General features: G+C 72.4%; 13 protein-coding genes. 10 read left to right on the forward strand and 3 right to left on the reverse strand.

The window, feature by feature from the left end; translation table 11 throughout:
• The first annotated feature begins 57 nt into the window (after positions 1-57).
• Together KXC43_RS25540 and KXC43_RS25545 are read left to right on the forward strand one after the other, a co-directional pair.
• Entirely contained in the window at positions 58-984 is a 927-nt protein-coding gene (locus KXC43_RS25540; RefSeq protein WP_221378679.1) for an LLM class F420-dependent oxidoreductase, read from the forward strand.
• A gap of 517 nt (positions 985-1501) precedes the next feature.
• Positions 1502-2404, forward strand: a complete 903-nt coding sequence (locus tag KXC43_RS25545; protein ID WP_221378680.1) for an HlyD family secretion protein — start codon at positions 1502-1504, stop codon at positions 2402-2404.
• Positions 2405-2663: 259 nt separating this feature from the next.
• Here KXC43_RS25545 and KXC43_RS25550 read toward each other — a convergent pair whose 3' ends face one another.
• Positions 2664-7205 carry an ATP-dependent helicase gene (locus KXC43_RS25550; protein ID WP_221378681.1) on the reverse strand — a complete coding sequence of 1514 codons (4542 nt, stop codon included), beginning with the start codon at positions 7203-7205 and terminating at the stop codon, positions 2664-2666.
• Between the two features lie 182 nt (positions 7206-7387).
• Here KXC43_RS25550 and KXC43_RS25555 point away from each other — a divergent pair, with 182 nt between their 5' ends.
• From KXC43_RS25555 to KXC43_RS25580, 6 genes are all read left to right on the forward strand, one after another.
• Positions 7388-8236 (forward strand): DUF4397 domain-containing protein, encoded by an 849-nt coding sequence (locus KXC43_RS25555; protein ID WP_308129244.1) that lies wholly within the window; start codon positions 7388-7390, stop codon positions 8234-8236.
• Positions 8237-8245: 9 nt separating this feature from the next.
• On the forward strand, positions 8246-9358 hold the full coding sequence (locus tag KXC43_RS25560) for a class F sortase (protein ID WP_308129245.1): 1113 nt from the start codon (positions 8246-8248) through the stop codon (positions 9356-9358).
• A 63-nt stretch (positions 9359-9421) separates the two neighbouring features.
• Positions 9422-11086: a serine/threonine-protein kinase gene (locus KXC43_RS25565; protein ID WP_221378683.1), complete on the forward strand. Its 1665-nt coding sequence runs from the start codon at positions 9422-9424 to the stop codon at positions 11084-11086.
• A 107-nt stretch (positions 11087-11193) separates the two neighbouring features.
• Complete coding sequence (locus tag KXC43_RS25570) at positions 11194-12486, forward strand: hemolysin family protein (protein ID WP_221378684.1); 1293 nt, start codon at positions 11194-11196, stop codon at positions 12484-12486.
• Positions 12483-13538 carry a hemolysin family protein gene (locus tag KXC43_RS25575; protein WP_221378685.1) on the forward strand — a complete coding sequence of 352 codons (1056 nt, stop codon included), beginning with the start codon at positions 12483-12485 and terminating at the stop codon, positions 13536-13538. The genes KXC43_RS25570 and KXC43_RS25575 overlap by 4 nt, the downstream gene beginning before the upstream one ends.
• Positions 13539-13616: 78 nt before the next feature.
• On the forward strand, positions 13617-14582 hold the full coding sequence (locus tag KXC43_RS25580) for a sporulation protein (RefSeq protein ID WP_221378686.1): 966 nt from the start codon (positions 13617-13619) through the stop codon (positions 14580-14582).
• A 110-nt stretch (positions 14583-14692) separates the two neighbouring features.
• On the opposite strand, the gene KXC43_RS25585 is transcribed toward KXC43_RS25580, so the two are convergent.
• Complete coding sequence (locus KXC43_RS25585) at positions 14693-15934, reverse strand: bifunctional pyridoxamine 5'-phosphate oxidase family protein/GNAT family N-acetyltransferase (protein ID WP_221378687.1); 1242 nt, start codon at positions 15932-15934, stop codon at positions 14693-14695.
• Between the two features lie 61 nt (positions 15935-15995).
• Between KXC43_RS25585 and KXC43_RS25590 the strand changes: the two genes are divergently transcribed.
• Positions 15996-17342: an aminotransferase class I/II-fold pyridoxal phosphate-dependent enzyme gene (locus KXC43_RS25590; protein ID WP_221378688.1), complete on the forward strand. Its 1347-nt coding sequence runs from the start codon at positions 15996-15998 to the stop codon at positions 17340-17342.
• 46 nt (positions 17343-17388) lie between these two features.
• On the forward strand, positions 17389-18051 hold the full coding sequence (locus KXC43_RS25595; RefSeq protein ID WP_221378689.1) for a UdgX family uracil-DNA binding protein: 663 nt from the start codon (positions 17389-17391) through the stop codon (positions 18049-18051).
• A 7-nt stretch (positions 18052-18058) separates the two neighbouring features.
• On the opposite strand, the gene KXC43_RS25600 is transcribed toward KXC43_RS25595, so the two are convergent.
• Positions 18059-18826, reverse strand: a complete 768-nt coding sequence (locus KXC43_RS25600) for a TetR/AcrR family transcriptional regulator (protein ID WP_221378690.1) — start codon at positions 18824-18826, stop codon at positions 18059-18061.
• Between the last annotated feature and the right edge of the window lie 9 nt (positions 18827-18835).

Here is an 18835-nt window from a genome sequence, read left to right on the forward strand (position 1 = left end):
GATCGTGTGTGGCAGGTTCCCCGGGGCGCGCCGCTCGCATTCTGGCAGGGTTGAGGCATGCGTCTCGTGATCTTCACCGAGCCCCAGCAGGGGGCGACCCACGACGACCTGCGCCAGCTCGCGCAGGCCGCCGAGGCCAGCGGCTACGACGGTTTCTTCCGCTCCGACCACTTCCGCACCATGGGCGGCGACGGGCTGCCCGGCCCCAGCGACGCCTGGCTGACCCTGGCCGCGCTGGCCGTGCAGACCTCCCGCATCCGGCTCGGCACGCTGGTCACGTCGGCGACCTTCCGGCTGCCCGGCCCGCTGGCCATCGCGGTCGCTCAAGCCGACCAGATCAGCGGCGGCCGCATCGAGTTCGGCCTGGGTGGCGGCTGGTTCGAGGCCGAGCACACCGCGTACGGGATTCCGTTCCCGCCCCTGGGCGAGCGCTTCGACCGCCTCGAGGAGCAGCTCGAGATCATCACCGGCCTGTGGGCCACGCCGCCCGGCCACACCTACGACTTCCAGGGCAAGTTCTACCAGATCAACGACTCGCCGGCGCTCCCCAAGCCGGCGCAGTCGCCGCGCCCGCCGGTCATCGTCGGTGGCCACGGCAAGAAGCGGACGCCCGCCTTGGCCGCCCGCTTCGCCGACGAGTTCAACGTCCCGTTCTCCAAGATCGAAGACGTGGCCCCCGCGTACGAGCGGGTACGCGCCGCCTCAGCCGCGATCGGCCGCACGTCCCTCCCGACGTTCTCGGCCGCAGCCGTCCTCTGCGTGGGCCGCGACGACGCCGAGGTGCGCCGCCGGGCCGCCGCCATCGGCCGCGAGGCCGACGAGATGCGCGAGAACGGCGGCATCGTCGGCACCCCCGCCCAGGCTGTCGAGACCATCAAGGCGTACGCCGAGGCCGGCGCCACCCGCCTGTTCCTCCAGGTCCTCGACCTGAGCGACGTCGACCACATCGAGCTCGTGGCGTCCGAGGTCGCCCCGCAGCTGTAGCTCCCACTTCGGAACGGGGGCGCCGGCCGCCCGAGGCTTGGTCCGCACCGCGACTCGGCCCCCGCTCCGAGCCGGAAGCTGGCTGTCTCGTCGGCCCAGGCTCCGGTTGTGTCCCTGGCCTGGGCCGGCACCTCGCCCAGGTCGGCGACGTGCTCGGGCCCGCTGACCGGCTCCGCCCCGGTGAGCGAGTAGCTGCGATCCTCGTGCTCAGCCGTCGTCACAGCGGCTGCGGCGGCATTGGCCGGCTCGATGACGCCCAGGTCCCGGCGCTGAAGACGTTCGGCATCGGCCCTTCGTCGTCGCGTCGGCCGTCGCGGTCCACGTGCTTCCTTCACCGCTGCCGGCGGCGTGGGGCGCCACCGGCCCAGCAAGGGCGGCCGTGGCAGCGGTGATCGACGACGCTCCTTCAGGTGGGGTCGAACGGTGGACGGCGGGCCTGGGACAGACCGCCTATCCTTCGGGGTCGAGTTCATCGGCATTGAGTTCGGCATTGAGCGAGTGAAACGGGAGACATCGGTTGGCGGGGTCACGGCTCTACGTCGCACGCGATTCGGCGGCCACCGTGGTCTCCCGGGAACGCCTGCCGCTGGCCGGGGCCCGGCTCGTCGACCGTCCCTGGTCGGCGCTGGTCGAGGTGACGGTGCCCGACGTACGCAAACCCGACGAAGACCACGAGAACAAGGGCACGAACTGGCTCATCTTCTCGCCGCTGATTGCCGGCGGGGTCGCGGCCTCCCTGGGCGCGGCCGAACTCGGGATCCTGGTCGCCGCCGTGACCTTCTTCGGCGTGGCCTACGTGGAACCTTCCATCCGCCGTCGCTTCCAGGCAAAGCGTTCCCGCCCCGCTCCCATCAGCGCCCGCATCCTCACTGCCTCCGCCGAGCGCGCCGCCTTCGAGGAAGCCACCCGCCTGGCCGACTCGGTCAGCACCACCTGGCCCCACCTCGGCGCCCTGATCGACACCACCGAGGCCGAGGCCATGCTGGCCGACGCCTTGTGGGAGATCGCCGGCGTGCTGACCCGCCGTCAGAAGCTGGCCCGCGTGCTGGCCGACCTGAGCCGCCCCGACTTCGCCGCCCAGTCCCCGTCCGACGAGACGGCGTTGGAACTTCGCAGCCATCTGCACGCGACCGAGCAGGCCCTGGCAGCTCTGGAGGCCGACCTGGAAAGGCGCCAGGCCAACCTGCGCCGCGCCGAACAAGCAGGCCGAGACTTCATCCGCGAAGACGAGATGCGCCGCGCGATCCGCGAGGCCAAGGAAACCCTGGGCGCCCCCGACCTCGACCCGGCCGCCCCGAACCAGGCCGCCCTGACCCCGGCCGACACCGCCGCCGAACTAGCCGACCAGACCCGCTCCGTGCTCGACGCCTACCGCGAGCTGACCGAAGGCCTACACCCGGACCCGCCGATCCCAGCCTGACGCGACCCGCCGATCCCAGCCTGACGCGACCCGCCGATCCCAGCCTGACGCGACCCGCCGATCCCAGCCTGACGCGATCGGCTGGGCCCCGGCTTGACGCGACCAGCTCGGCCCCGGCTTGACGCGACCAGCTCGGCCCGGGCTTGACGCGACCTGCTCGGCCCGGGCCTGGCTTGATCTGCTGACCCCGCCCGCTGACCCCGGCCCCGGCCTGGCACGACCCGCTCGTCCGGCCTGACGCGAATAGCCCGCCGACGAGCTATCCCCGCAAGCGCAACCCCCTTGGTGTGGCTCGGAAGCCGGCGGTGGTCAGGGCGTCGCGCAGCGGGGAGGCGTGGACCGAATCACCGTCGGCGCGTTCGACGGACATGGGGCCCAGCGCGCCCGAGCGCACCGACGCCGCCAGCGCTTGGCCCGCCGCGATGAGCGCCTCCGGATCGTCCACGAAGGACAGCAGGGTGCGGCCACCGCGTTCGACGTAGAGGATCAGGTCGCCCGAGACCTGCACCACCAGAGCGCCCGCCTTGCGCCCGGCCCGGTGACCGGCCTTGGCCACCGGCTCGCCGTCGCCGCTGTCGATGATGCGCTCGGGCCACGGCAGGGCCGCGCCGTACGGGTTGGCCGGGTCGGTGGCGGCCAGCACCACGGCTGTGGCGCCGGTGCGCTTGGCCAGTTCGGCCGGTTCGGCCAGCGCGCGCAACCGGTCGACCGCACCCGGCACAGCGAACTGGGCCGCGCCCAGGCCCTCGACGAAGTAGCCGCGCCGCGCCGCGCCCCTCTCTTCGAGCGCGCCGAGCACCGGGTAGACCCCGGCGAAACCGCCGACCGGGCCCTCGGACATGACCGCGCCGCGGGTGACCACGCCGTGGCGTTCGAGCAGCAGGTCGGCCAGCGCGGCGGCGCGCCGGGTGGGGTCGAGGTCGCGGTCGGGCAGCCGGGACCAACGACCGGCCATGTTGGACGGTCCGCCGCGCGAGGGCATGGCCGGGCGGCCCGGACGGCGGTAGCGGGTGCGGGCCGGCGCCGACTTGGCCTTGTGGGCGCCGCTGCCGCCGAGCAACGCCCGCAACGGCGCCAGGGTGTCGTTGGTCAGGTGGCCGGCCCACACGAGGTCCCAGACGACGGCCGCCAGCGCGGTGTCGTCGGTCGCGCCGACCCGGTCGGACAGCGCACGGAAGAACAGCGCCTGCCCGTCGCCGAGCGCGTCGAGCACCGACTGGTGCAGCGGCGTGGCGGCGAACTCGTCGTCGGCCGGCGGCAGCAGCAGGGGAGCGCTGTCGGCGTAGGCCAGCGTGACCCACCCGTCGTTGCTGCCGATCGACCCCGACCCGGCCCAGAGGACGTCACCGCCACCGCTGAGCTCGTCGAGCATCGGCGGCGCGTAGTCGTTGATCCGGGCCGGCAGCACCAGCCTTTCCCAGGCGGAGGCGGGCACGGCGATGCCCTGCAACTGTTCGATCGAGGCGGCCAGCGCATCGGTGCCACGGGCGTTGCCGCCGATCTGGTGCCAGCGGGGCAGGAACGCGGCCAGCACCCGCGGCGGCACCGGTTCGATCTCGCGGCGCAGCGCCGCCAGCGACCGCCGCCGCAGCATGCGCAACACTTCGGCGTCGCACCACTCGGTGCCGGCGCCGCCCGGGGAGAACTCGCCCGAGGCGACCCGCCCGGTCGCGGAGAGCCGCTTGAGCGCCTGTTCCACCACGAAGACGCCCAGCCCGAACCGGGCCGCGCACGTCGCCGCGGCGAACGGCCCGTGCGTGCGGGCGTAGCGGGCCACCAGGTCGCCCAGTGGGTCGGCGACCGATTCGAGGTAGGCCTCCGGAATGCCGACCGGCAACGCCGCACCGAGCGCGTCCCGGTAACGGCCCGCGTCGTCGATGCCGATCCAGCGTTCCTCGCCCGCCACCCGGATGCGGATGGCCCGACGGGTCGCCTCCAGAGTGGACAACCACGCCTCGTCGACGCCGCGGGCGGCCAGATCGACGGGAGAGAGGTCGCCGAGCAGGCGGAGCAGTTCCGCCGCGTCCTCCGCGTCACGTGGCCGGCGCGTGGTGGTCAGCCACTGGAGCTGGGACTCGGTCTCGGTGACGACCTCGGGGTCGAGCAGCTCACGCAGGTCGACCCGGCCCAGCAGCTCGCCGAGCAGGGTGGCGTCGAGCGCCAGGGCGGCGGCCCGGCGTTCGGCCAGGGGCGCGTCGCCCTCGTACAGGAAGGCGCCCACATAGCCGAAGAGCAGCGACCGGGCGAAGGGCGACGGCCGCGGCGTCTCGACCTCGATGAGGCGCACCTTGCGGCCGGCCACCTCGCGCATCAGCCCGGTCAGGCCGGGCAGGTCGAACACATCCTGGAGGCATTCGCGGGCGGCCTCGAGAGTGACCGGGAAGTCGGCGTACTCGCGGGCCACATCGAGCAGCTGGGCCGAGCGCTGCCGCTGCTGCCAGAGCGGCTGACGGCGGCGCGGGTCGCGGCGGGGCAGCAGCAGCGACCGGGCCGCGCACTCTCGAAACCGAGAGGCGAACAGCGCCGACGTGCCGACCGATTCCTCGACCAGCTGGGCGATCTCTTCGGGGTCGAAGGCGACCAGATCGGCGCCGGGCGGTTCCTCGGCGGTGTCGGGCAGCCGCACCACGATGCCGTCGTCGGACGGCATGACCTGGCCGTCGACGCCGTAGCGCTCGGACAGCCGCCGGGCGATCGCAAGCGCCCACGGCGCGTTGACCCGGGCGCCGAGCACACAGTGGACGGTCATGCGCCAGTCGCCCAGCTCGTCGCGGAACCGCTCGACCACCACCGTGCGGTCGTCGGGCAGGTTGCGGGTGGCCTCTCGCTGCTCGCGCAGATAGGCCAGCAGGTTGCCGGCAGCCCACTCGTCGAGGCCCGTCTCGCGCAGGGTCGCCGTGGCCTTCTCGTCGTCGGCGCGGGTCAGCGTGCGCAGCTGGGCGCCGATCGCCCGGCCCAGTTCGATCGGCCGGCCCGGGGAGTCGCCCTTCCAGAACGGCATCTTGGCCGGGGCGCCGGGCGCGGGGGAGACCAGCACCCGATCGGGCGTGATGTCTTCGATGCGCCACGAGGTGGAGCCCAGCAGGAACACGTCGCCGACGCGGGATTCGTAGACCATCTCCTCGTCGAGCTCGCCGACCCGGGACGCCCGCTCGGAACCGGCCAGGAACACGCCGAACATGCCGCGGTCGGGGATGGTGCCGCCGCTGGTGACGGCGAGGCGCTGGGCGCCGGGGCGACCGGTCAGCTCGTCGGTGCCGCGGTCCCACACCAGGCGGGGGCGCAGCTCGGCGAAGGCGGTGGACGGGTAGCGGCCCGAGAGCATGTCGAGCACCGCGTGCAGGGCCGACTCGGGCAGCTCGGCGAAGGGCGCGGCCCGGCGCACCAGGGCCGCCATCTCGTCGACCTGCCACGCGTCGAGCGACACCATGGCGACGATCTGCTGAGCCAGCACGTCGAGCGGGTTGCGCGGGTAGCGCAGCTCCTCGATCGCGCCCGCCGTCATCCGGTCGGCCACCACGGCGCACGAGAGCAGGTCGCCCCGATGTTTGGGGAAGACCACGCCGCGCGAGACCGCGCCGACCTGGTGGCCGGCCCGGCCGATGCGCTGCAGCCCGGCCGCGACCGACGGCGGTGCCTCGATCTGGACCACCAGGTCTACCGCGCCCATGTCGATGCCCAGCTCGAGGCTCGAGGTAGCGACCACGGCCGGCAGGACGCCCGACTTCAGCGCCTCTTCGATCTGTTTGCGTTCCTCGCGCGAGACGCTGCCGTGGTGGGCCCGGGCGACCACGGGCGGCGCCCCACCCGCCTGCCCGGCCTGGGCCATCATCTGGGCCGGCGGCTTCGCCGGCTGGGCCGGCTCCTCACCGGCGCGTTCGGCGGCCAGTTCGTTGATGCGGGCACAGAGCCGTTCGGCGCCCCGGCGGGAGTTGGTGAAGACGATCGTCGACCGGTGGCTCTGGATGAGGTCGAGCACCCTTTCCTCGACCGCGGGCCAGATCGACGGCGTGTGGCGGCCGGCGCCGGGGTCGTCGGGGTCGACGTCGGGCACCTCGTCGAGACGGGTCATGTCTTCGACCGGAACCTCGACCGTGACCTCGATGGTCTTGGCGGTCGGCGGCTGGACGATCTCGACGTCGTTCGCGCCGCCGAGGAATCGGGCCGTCTCGTCGATCGGGCGGACCGTGGCCGACAGGCCGATGCGCTGGGCCGGGCGGCCGAGCAGCGCGTCGAGCCGCTCGAGGGAGAGGGCCAGGTGGGCCCCGCGCTTGGTCGCGGCGACCGCGTGCACCTCGTCGATGATCACCGTCTCGACGCCGCGCAGCGAATCGCGGGCGGCCGATGTGAGCAGCAGGAACAGCGACTCGGGAGTGGTGATCAGGATGTCGGGCGGGGTGCGGGTGAACAGGCGCCGCTCGTCGGCCGGGGTGTCGCCGGTGCGCATGGCCACGGTGATGTCGGGCGGGGTGAGCCCGAGACGGCCCGCGGCCTGGCGGATGCCGGTGAGCGGGGCCCGGAGGTTGCGTTCGACGTCGACCGCGAGAGCCTTCAGCGGGCTGACGTAGAGCACCCGGCACCGGCGCTTCGGATCTTCCGGAGCGCCCTCGCGGGCCAGTTGGTCGAGCGACCACAGGAAGGCGGCCAAGGTCTTGCCGGAGCCCGTCGGGGCGACCACGAGCGCGTTGCGCCCGGCGCCGACGGCTCGCCACGCGCCGGACTGGGCGGCAGTGGGCGCGGCGAACGCCGCGGTGAACCACTCGCGCGTGGCCGGACCGAACTGCTCCAACACTTCTTTCACCTCACCATGCTCTCTCGGGGGTATGACAAAAACTGAATACCGCTTAAGGGTCATCCGGGCACGGGTCGGGCAGCCGGCCAGCGGAATTTCTTGGCGGGCCGGACCATGGTGCGATCGAGTGGCGGGTGGATATACATAGGCGCCACTCGAAGTGGATGAGCTTCATCGATGAAGGAGGCACCGTGTCCCTCCCGATCCGGCACATGCGGCGCCTGGCCGCCGCTGCGGCGGCACTGACGATCGTCGCGCTCGGTGCCACGCCGGCTCACGCCGCGGCCGGCGACGGCTACGTTCGGCTTGCCCACCTCTCCCCGGACACACCCGCGGTCGACGTCTATCTGAAGTCCGATTCCGGCGCGGTCGATCCGCAGACCTTCAAGGCCGTCGCCTACGGCGACATGTCGCGTTACCTGCGCCTGCCCACCGGCACCTATCAGGTCGCGATGCGCAAGGCGGGCGCGCCGGCGAGCGAGAAGCCGGTGATCACCACGCAGGTCAGCGTGGCCGACAAGGGCGCCTACACGGTGGCCGGGGTGGGGCGCTTCGCCGACCTCGGGTTGCGGGTGCTTCAGGACGACCTGCGCCTGCCCGATCCCGGCAAGTCGAAGGTGCGCATCATCCAGGCCTCGGTCAAGGCGCCTGTGCTCGACGTCGCCGGCAAGAACGGCACGACGATCGCCGACGGCGTCGAGTTCGCCACCACGACGGCCTATCGCGAGGTCAACCCCGGCAAGTGGAGCGTCGAGGTCGAGCCCACGGGTGGCGGCCGCGCCAGCGAACTGCCGTGCACGCTGGGCGCGGGCAGCGTCTATTCCCTGGTGGTGCTCGACGACGACGCCGGCGGCCTCAAGCCCGAGCTTCACGTCGACGCCGAACGCCAGGGCACGGTGCCGCTGGGCAGCGTGGCCACGGGTGTGGGCGGCACGAGCCCCGGTTCCCCGGTCACTGGCGTCGTAGCCGCCGCTCTCGCGGCCGCCCTCGTCGCCGGTGGCCTGGTGGTCGCCCTCCGACGCCGGCTCCGTACAGCCTGAGGATCAGCGGTGGCTGCCGAGGACGCCGACACCCCGCTGATCGTCCGCGTGCCCGCCAGCCCGGAGGCGCGCGCGGCCACCACCGTCCGCAACGGTCCCCGGGCTGCGGAGGAGCACGAGGCGGAGGGCCTGGGCTGGGTCGCGCGCGGCGTGGCCAAGATCGTCAAGCCCGGCACCGTGCAGGCCCGGGCGACCGTGCCGGGCGCCCTGTCGATCCCGCGGCCGAAGCCGAGCCGGCTGCTCAGGCTGGGCCAGGCGGCCATGCCCTTCCCGCGTCGTGTTTTTCCCCCTCGCGCCGACCCGGGCGTAGAGCCCGAAACGATCGGGCCGCCGACACTGCGGGCGGCAATCCCCGCGGCCTCCGGCTCCGAACAACTGGCAATCATGGATGCTCCCCTCACCGATGACACGAGTCTTCCGGCCGCTCAGGCGGAGGACCAGCTACCGAAGGACGGCCCTCACCCCGTACGAAAGAAGGGGTTGATCCGTCGCGCCGCCCTGCCCGTAGTCGCCGCGACGGTGGCCGCGTTCGTGGCCGGCGCCGCCTATCTGGCCGTGACCGACCGTCCCGTCAAAGATCTGGGCCGATGGGGCGCCCAGGCCGAAAGCGCCGCCGCCCCCCAAGCGACGACCGATGGCGAACGACCCGCCGGAGACCCGTTCGGCAGCGTCGCGGTCGCTCCCACCGGCGCCCCGACCAGGCTACGGATCGGGGCCGTCAAGATTGACACTCCGCTCGAGGCGCTGCGGATCGGCGGCGACGGCGCCCTGCAGCCGCCCAAGGCGTTCGCCAAGGCGGGGTGGTACGCCGACGGCACCGTTCCCGGCGACACCGGTCCCGCGGTCATCGCCGGCCACGTCGACTCCAAGACCGGGCCGGCCGTCTTCTACCGGCTCCGCGAGCTCACCACCGGCGACCGCATCGAGGTCGTGCGGGGCGGCGGATCGATGCAGTTCACGGTGACGGCAATCCGGTGGTACCCGAAGACCGAATTCCCCACCGAGGAGGTGTACGGCCCGACCCCGGACCGCCAGCTGCGGCTCATCACGTGCGGCGGCGTGTTCGATCGCTCGCTGCGGTCCTACCGCGACAACCTCGTGGTCTACGCGGTGGCCGGGTGATCGTGATACCGCCGGCGGGCAGGCCGAATTATGGTTGAGATCGAGTCGACGGGTGGGGGCGGGATGGCGGTCGCACGCATGCTCGTCGCTGGTCGGTATCGTCTTGGCGAGCCGGTCGGCTCCGGCGGCATGGGCCGGGTCTGGCTGGCCCGCGACGAGATGCTCGACCGCGACGTGGCGGTCAAGGAGTTCGTCCCGCCCGAGTGGATGACCGACGAGGAACGCGTCCGGCTGCGTGACCGCACCCTGCGCGAGGCCCGCAGCGCCGGCCGCCTCAACCACCCGCACGTCGTCCGGATCTATGACGTCGTGCACTTCGACGGCCTGCCCTGGATAGTCATGGAGTACGTGCCGTCCCGCTCGCTGCACCAGGTGATCCACGAGGACGGACCATTCTCCCCGGCCACCACTGCCCGGATCGGCGTGGCCCTGCTCGACGCGTTGCGCGCGGCCCACGCGGCCGGCGTGCTGCACCGCGACGTGAAGCCCCACAACGTTCTCATCGGCGACGACGGTCGTGTCGTGCTGACCGATTTCGGTCTCGCCACCTTTGTGGACGACGGCTCGGTCACCGGCCCCGGCCTGGTCGTCGGTTCCCCGCAGTACGTGTCTCCGGAGCGCGCCCGCGACGGCACTTCGACGCCCGAGTCCGACCTGTGGTCGCTGGGGGCGACGCTCTATGCCGCCGTCGAGGGCCGTTCGCCCTATGCCCGTGAGAATGCCATGGCCACGCTCATGGCCCTGGCCACCGAGGAGCCCGACCCGCCGTCGCGGGCCGGCATGCTGGGCCCGGTGCTGACCGGGCTGCTGCGCCGTGAGCCGCGGCAGAGGCTGGCCGCGGTCGAGGTCGACCGCCGCCTCCGCATGATCGTCGCGTCCACGCCGGGCCCGCCCCGGGTGCCCTCGCCCCGGGCCGCACGAGCGATGATTGCGTCCGATACAGATCAGTCCGCCGCCGTGCGGTCGTCGCTCACTCCGGGCGTCGGCCTGCTGTCCGAGCCGCTCGGTCCGGGCCCGTCACCGGCCGTACGCGCAAGGCAGCACCCTCGTCCGACCCTGGTCGCGGCCGGCCTCGCGCTGGTGGCCGTGCTGGGAGTCGGCGGCATCCTGGCCGGTTACCTGGTTCGCGACAAGCCGACCGCCGGTGGGCCGGCGGCCGGCGCCGCGCCGCCGTCGCCGGTCGCGGCCGCAGCCGGCGGTTTCTCGGCGGCCGCCTGCAGCCAGCCGGAGCCGAGCGGTCTCCCGGCGGCGCCGCAGCGAAACGCGCTGCGCGGGGTGGCCGGCCTGTCGCTGATCTCCGGCTGGTCCTACTTCAGCGACGGCTCCGGGTTCCGCATGCCGGTGCCCGACGGCTGGACCTATCAGCGGGTCGGTACGTCGTTCTGCTTCCGCGACCCGATCGGCGACACGGTGATGAGCCTCGACACCGGCCGCAACCCGGCCGGTGACCCGCTGCAGGCCTGCCGGGCCGAAGCCACGCGGCTCGTTCGGGCCGGTGCCCTGCCCGGGTACGAAGAGATTCTGCTCGAAAAGAAGCCTTTGCTGAACAAGGCCGCGGACTGGGAATACCGGTACGACCTGGGTGGGACGCGGATGCATGCGCAGACCCGCTGGTTCGTGAAGGGCGGTCAGGGCTTCGCCATCACCTGGGCCACCCGCGACTTCGACTGGACCGGCGACCTAGCAAAGATCAACATGGTGCTGACCTCGTTCTACGCAAAAAGCTAGAGCGCTTGTCTCACAGCGTACGTTCAGTCTTCGCTGCTATCGTTTTGCGTCATGATCGGCAGTAGTCAGCCGGGCTCGGCCCGGCTCCCCGTCAGATCCTCTCCGCCGTGTTGATCTTGACCGGCTTTCTCCTCGTGCTGGTGGTGACCGCGGTCACCGGCTATTTCGTGGCGCAGGAGTTCGGATATGTCGCCGCCGACCGCGGCCGCCTGCGTCGCGACGCCGAGCAGGGCGACCAGGCCGCTGCCCGCGCTCTGCAGGTCACCGAGCGCCTCTCCTTCGTCCTCTCCGGGGCACAACTCGGCATCACCGTGACCGCGCTGCTGGTCGGCTACGTCGCCGAGCCGTTCCTGGGTGAGGGCTTCTCCGCGCTGCTGGGCGGCGCCGGCGTGCCCACCGCCGTCAGCCTGCCCGTTTCGGTCGCCCTGGCTCTGCTGATCGCCACGGTCGTACAGATGGTGCTGGGTGAGCTCGCGCCGAAGAACCTCGCCATCGCCCGCGCCGAGGCCCTGGCCAAGGCGCTCAGCCGCTCCACGCTGATGTATCTGACCGTTTTCGGCCCGATCATCCGGCTCTTCGACCGCGCCGCCGCGGGCTTGTTGCGCCGCATCGGCATCGAGCCGATCGAGGAGCTGCCCGAGGGCGCGACCTCGGAGGATCTCGAGCAGATCATCCGTGAGTCCCGAGCCAACGGCGGCCTCGACGCCGAACTCTCCACGCTGCTCGACCGTGGTCTCGACTTCCGCGGGCGCACCGCGGCCGAGGCCATGATCCCGCGCGTCGACGTGCACACCATTCCGGCCACCGGAAGCGCTGCGGACGTGGTCGCCCTGCTCGACACGCATCGTTCTCGTTTTCCCGTACGCGGTGACGAGGTCGACGAGATCGTCGGTGTCGTGAGCATCGCCGACATCCTGGCGATCGCGCCCGCCGACCGCACCACGGTGCCGGTGTCGTCGGTGATGTCGGCGCCGGTCCTCGTGCCGTCCTCGCTGCGGCTGCCGACGGTGCTCGAACGCCTGCGCTCGGCCCACCGTCAGCTCGCGTGTGTGGTCGACGAGTTCGGCGGCTTCGCGGGCATCATCACGCTCGAGGACATCGCCGAGGAACTGGTCGGCCAGATCCGCGACGAGGACGACGAGGCCGAGCCCGCTCCGGTGCGTCAGCCCGACGGCTCGTGGCTGGTGCCGGCCCGCTGGCGGATCGACGAGATCATCGACGCCACCGGCGTCGACCTGCCGGTCGGCGACGACTACGAGACGGTGTCCGGCCTGGTGCTGGCGCGGCTCGGACGGGTGGCCCAGGCCGGTGACTCGGTCACTCTCGACGGCGGGTCCCTTTCCGTACGGGTGGAAAGCGTCGACCGGCACGTCCCCCTCACGGTTCGGATCTCACGATGAACGCGCTCTGGGTCACGTTGCTGCTTATCGGCAACGCCTTCTTCGTCGCCGCCGAGTTCGCCTTGGTGGCGAGCAAGCGGCACCGCCTGGAACATTCCGCGGCCTCCGGCAGCCGGGCGGCCAAGGCGGCGCTCGACGGCACCCGAGAGCTGTCGGTCATGCTGGCCGGCGCCCAGCTCGGCATCACGCTGTGCTCGCTGGGCCTGGGCGCGCTGGCCGAGCCGTCGCTGGAGCACCTGTTCGGCCCGGCCCTGCACGCGCTCGGCCTGCCCGACATGGCGAGCCACATCATCGCGTTCCTGCTCGCGCTGATCATCGTCACGTTCCTGCACCTGGTGATCGGCGAGATGATGCCGAAGTCATGGGCGATCACCCACCCCGAGCGATCGGCCATCCTGCTGGCGCTGCCGTTCCGCTACTACGCCCGCATCGTCGGCCCCGCCCTGCGGGTGCTCAACGCGATGGCCAACGCGGCGCTGAAGCCGTTCGGCGTCCACCCGCAGGACCAGTTGGCGCAGGCGCACGGCCCGGCCGAGATGCGCATCCTGCTCGACCGCTCGCGGGCCGAGGGCCTGATCGAGGCGGAGCAGAGCGAGCTGCTGACCAGCGTGCTCAGCCTGGCCTCGCTGCCCGTGCGCGACGTCATGCTGCCGACCGCGCAGCTGGTGTCGGTACCCGAGACCGTGTCGGTCGCCGATGTCGAGCTGGCGTCGCTGACGAGTGGCCGGTCGAGGATCGCCGTCACCGACGACGGCGGTCAGGTGGTCGGCATAGTGCACGTCCGTGAGGCCGTGCGGGCCAGCGCGGCCGGCCGCGCCGCGACGGCGGGGGAGCTGATGGAACCGGCTTTCCTGCTCGACCCCGGGGTCAACGTGGTCGAGGCCGTGGCCGAGCTGCGGGCGGGCCGCACCCAGCTGGCGATCGTCACCGTGCCCGCCGCCGGCGGGGCGGTCGAGCAGGTCGGCTTCGTCGCCCTCGAAGACCTCCTGGAGCAGGTGATCGGTCGTTTCGACGACGAGACCGACGACCTGTCCGCCACCGCCGGCGCGTGACGTTCGCCGTCACCCGCCGTGCCGCGTGGTTCGTCCACGTCCAGCCACCCCATCGTCGATTCAAGGAGGAATGACCCGGTGGTTTTCAAGAAGATGATGCGCGCCTTCGGCGTCGGCGGGCCGACCGTCGACACCGTGCTGGCCAACCCGAACACGCGGCCCGGTCTGGCCCTGGAGGGCCAGGTGCGGATCGCCGGCGGTGACCACGACGTCGCCATCGACGGAGTCGTGCTGGGTCTGGTGACCCGGGTCGAGTCCGAGCACGGTGACAGTTTCGTCGAGTTCCACCGGCTCCCGGTCGCCGGCGCCTTCCAGCTGCGCAAGGGCGAGCAGCGGGACCTGCCCTTCTCGTTCCCGGTGCCGTGGGAGACGCCGATCACCGACGTCTACGGCCAGCGGCTGCGCGGCATGACGATGGGGCTGCGGACCGAGCTCGCCGTGGCCAAGGCCGTCGACAAGGGCGACCTCGACGAAGTGGCGGTGCACCCGCTGCCCGCGCAGGAGAGGATCCTCGACGCCTTCGCACGGCTGGGCTTCCGCTTCAAGAGCGCCGACCTGGAGCGGGGCGCGATCTACGGCGTCAGAACGACGCTGCCGTTCTACCAGGAGATCGAGTTCTACCCGCCCCCGCAGTACGCGGGCGCCATCAACGAGGTCGAGGTGACCTTCATCGCCGACCCGCAGGGCGTCGAGGTGGTGCTCGAGTTCGACAAGCGCGGCGGCTTCCTGGCCCCCGGACACGACTCGTACGGCCGCTTCCGCGTCTCGCACGCCGACGCGGACACGACCGACTGGGCCGCGGTCGTCGAGCAGTGGGTTTCCGAGGCCGCGGGCCGCTACCAGGGCATGCGCGCGGCCGGCGGCTTCGGCGGCCACGGTGGTTACGGGCACGGCGGCCACCACGGTCACTACCGCCGTGGCCGCGGCGCCGGCATGGGCGGGATGGCCGCGGGCGTGGCCGGCGGTGTCGTCGGCGGCATGATCCTCGGCGAGGCGATGGAAGAAGTCTTCGAGGACGACGGCGGCGGCTTCGAAGAGGAGTGACTCACTCCGGCCGTGCGGTCCACCGGGGCGGAACGCACGGCCATCCGCCCGGCAGCATGTTGGTAGCTCGCCCCGGGCCTGGGGCAGTCGCGCCGGAGCGACTGCCCGGCCTAGCCGGCGGCCAGCCGTTCCCGCAGCTTGCGACCGGCCTCGGGCCACTCGTCGACCGTCATGCCGAAGATCACGGTGTCGCGCCAGGAGCCGTCGGGCCGCTGCTTGTGCCGGCGCAGCACGCCCTCGCGCACCGCGCCGAGCCGGGCGATCGCCTGCTGTGAGCGCTCGTTGCGGATGTCGGTGTGCCAGAAGACGCGCTCGGCCCCGAGGTCGTCGAAGGCGTGCGCGAGCAGCAGCAGCTTGGACTCGGTGTTGACCCCGGTGCGCCACCACGGCTTGCCGACGATGGTGTGACCGATTCCCAGGGCCCGGCGGTCGGCGTCGATGTCGTGATAGCTGGTCACGCCGATCACCCGGCCGGTCGCCGGCTCGACCTGGGCCCACGCCACCTGGCTGCCGGCCCAGCGCGCCCGCAGCAACCGGGCGAGATAGTCGCGCATGGCGTCGACCGTCTGCGGCCGGCGGGCCGGGATGTGTTGCCAGACCTCGTCGTCGCCGAGCGCTTCGACCATCCCGGGCGCGTGTCCGAGGGTGAGCGGCTCGAGCCGGACGTGCCGGCCGGTCAACGGCACCGGAGCGGCGGCCCAGGGCTGATCGCCGGCCGGCAGGTATGCCGGCTCGGCTGCCGAGACACCCTCGGCGGACGCGGGCGGGCCGAACACCCGCCGGACGGGAAGAACGCCGGCCCAGTGCGGCAGCGCCAGATCGTCCTCTTCGTCGATCACGCCGCCCGAGCGGGCGCGGGCCGAGACCTCTTCGAGCGGGAGGGCGAGCACGCTCGTCTCGGCCATCTCGCGCCGGTTCGGCGGCCGGCTGTCGGCGGCGCGGCCGGCGCCGACCTTGTCGACCAGCGCCGCCATCGCGGCCTTCTTCTCTTCGGGATCGGTGACCAGCCGGGCCGAGCCGTGCACGACCACCGAGCGGTAGTTGGCGCTGTGGTGCACGTGGGAGCGGGCGTAGACGATGCCGTCGAGCAGGGTGACGCTGACCGCGACCGGCACCTCGCCGTGCCGCGCGGACAGGCCCATGCGGCCGCCGGAGGAGCCGTGCAGATAGAGCGTCTCGCCGACGCGGACGTGCAGGGTGGGCAGCAGCCGCGGCTCGCCCTCGGCCACGAAGCCGATCGTGCAGTCGTAGGCCTCGTCGAGAATGGCGTGCGCGAGCGCGCGGTCGTAATGCATGCGCTCGCGGTAGCGAGTGGCTGTCGTGCGGCTCGTCCGCGTGTAGGTGTCGGACATCGGGCCTCCCTGCCGGCTGAACGACTTGCGTTCGCTCTTGTACTAGTACAGAATCTCTCGTGTGTCAGCACAGTATCAGGTCAGCGGTGACAGCGCCGCCTCGATTTCCGCCAGCATCGAGGCGGGTGTCCGCACGGGCGACTGGGTCTTCGGTGCGGCCCTGCCACCGGTCCGGGTTCTCGCCGACACCCTGCACGTCAGCCCGGCCACGGTGGCCAAGGCCTACCAAGAGTTGCGGAAACGCGGCGTCGTCGAGACCGAGGGTCGTCGCGGCACCCGCATCCGGTCCCGCCCGCCCGTCGCCGGCCCCCGGTCCGCGATGCGCCTGCCCGCGGCCGAGGGCGTGCGCGACCTCTCCTCCGGCGAGCCCGATGTCCGTCTGTTGCCGTCGCTCGGCCGCGCGCTGCGAGCGTTGGCCGAGACCAACGGCACCCCCCAGGGCTACGCGTCGGCAGCCGCGATGCCCGAGCTGATCGAGGCGGCTCGTCCGCGCCTGGTCGCCGACGGCATCCCGGCCGCGGACGCCGAGATCACCGTCACCTCGGGCACGCTCGATGCCATCGAACGCCTGCTCACAGCCCACTTGCGGGCCGGCGACGCGGTCGCTGTGGAAGATCCGGGCTGGGCCAATCTGCTCGACCTGCTGGCCGCCCTCGGCCTGCGCCCGCTCCCCGTCGCGGTCGATCCGGAAGGCCCCGACCCGGCCGCGATGGCGACTGCCCTGCAGTCGGGCGCGCGGGCCGCGGTGGTCACCGTCCGGGCGCAGAACCCGACCGGCGTGGCCGTCAGCGCGGCCCGGTCCGAGGCTCTGCGCGACCTGTTCGCGAGCCGTCCGGGCGTGCTGGTGATCGAGGACGATCACGCCGCCGAGCTGGCCGAGCAGCCGCCCCACTGCGTCGGGCCGGTCACCGGCGCCTGGGCACTGACCCGCTCGGCGTCCAAGCCCTTCGGCCCCGACCTGCGCATCGCTCTGCTCGCCGGCGACGCGGCCACCATCGCCCGGGTCGTGGGTCGCATGCGCATCGGCTCGGGCTGGGTCTCCACTGTGCTCCAGCGCATGCTCTTGCATCTGTGGAACGACGACGAGGTCACCCGGGCCGTGGCGGCCGCCGCCGAGACGTACGGCCGTCGCCGTCGCGCCCTGTGCGATGCACTGCGGGCGCAGGGGGTCGCCGCCGAGGGCGACACCGGCATCAACGTCTGGGTGCCGGTCACCGACGAGACCCGCACGGTCGGCCTGCTGCGCGAGGCGGGCTACGCCGTGGCGCCGGGTTCCGTGTTCCGCGTGTCGGCGCCCCCGGGCGTACGCATCTCGATCGGCCCCCTCGACGAGCCGGAGATTCCGGCTTTGGCGGAGGCCGTGGCCACGGCCGTCCGTCCGCCCGCCCTCTACGCCCCGACTCGTTAGGGGCCGCCGACGCTTCTTCCGGTCCGATTGGGGTAGAACCTTCTCCATGCCTAGGACCGAAGCGCCGGTCGGCGCGCAGCAGTGGGTGCCGCCCGAGCCGCGCAGCATCGAGCAGCTGAAAGAGGCCGCAGCTCACTGCGAGGGCTGCGAGCTGTACGCGGACGCCACCCAGACCGTCTTCGGCCGGGGCGCCGCGAACGCCAAGATCGTGTTCGTCGGCGAGCAGCCGGGCGACGTCGAGGACCAGCAGGGTCTGCCCTTCGTCGGTCCGGCCGGGCGGCTGCTGCGCGAGGCGGTCGACGACGCCGGCATCGACCCGGCCGACGTCTACATCACCAACGCGGTGAAGCACTTCCGCTTCGAGCTGCGGGGCAAGCGCCGCATCCACCAGAATCCCGGACCCGCGCACATCACCGCCTGCCGGCCCTGGCTCGTCTCGGAGTTCTCGCTGTTGAAGCCCGAGCTGGTGGTGATCCTCGGAGCCACCGCCGGCCGGGCGCTGATCGGTCCGTCGTTCCGGGTCACCCAGCAGCGCGGAAAGCTGATGCCGTGGCCGGCCTCGGCGCAGCATCCCGGCGACTTCCCGGTCGCCGAGATCCAGGCCCTGGCCACGATCCACCCGTCGGCCGTGCTGCGCGCCGACGACCGCGAGACCGCCTACCGCGGCCTGGTCGACGACCTCAAGATCGCCGCGGCCGCCGTGAAGTGAGCGCCTGTCAGGCTTGCGGCGGCTGAGGGCGTGAACCGAGCAACTGGTCGAGCCCGTCGAAGATGCGGTCGAGGCCGAATCGGAACGATCGCTCCGAATCGCGGACGGCGTTGTACTCCTCGCCGGCCACGGTGCCGACCCGGCCCGAGATCGGGTAGGCGTCGAGCGGCATCAACCGCTCCAGCACGGGCGCGTTGACCGCCCACCACTCGGCGTCGGAAATGCCGGACTGCTCGGCCGTGCGCCGGGCCGCCACGTCGGCCCGGGCCGACGCCGCGGTGAAGTCGCTGATCAGCGTGATGACCTGGTCCATCTCGAGGTCGGTGAAGCCGGCCCCGTCGATCGCGGCGAGCTGCCACTCGTAGCGGTCGGACCCGTTCGGCCCGATCCACGGCCGGGCCTGCTCGACCTGGAGCAGCCACGGGTGCCGGTGGAACTCGTCCCACATCTGCCGGGCCACCACGGTCAGCCGCTCGCGCCACCCGCCCTCGTGCGGTGGTAGCCCCGGATCGCCCATCACCTCGTCGACCATCAGCCCGATCAGCTCGTCGCGGCTCGGCACGTACGTGTAGATCGACATCAGCTTGAGCCCGAGCCGGTCGGCGACCTTGCGCATCGAGAAGGCGGGCAACCCCTCCTCGTCGGCGACCGCGATGCCCGCCCGGATCACCTCGTCGACGCTGAATCGCTGCTTCGGCCCGCGCGACCCTTGCGGCACTCCCAAGGTGCGTCGCCACAGCAGGCTCAGCGTGCGGTCGACGTCCCCATTTTCCATGTGCCGAGA

This window comes from Paractinoplanes polyasparticus (assembly GCF_019710575.1).
Classification (GTDB): domain Bacteria; phylum Actinomycetota; class Actinomycetes; order Mycobacteriales; family Micromonosporaceae; genus Actinoplanes; species Actinoplanes polyasparticus.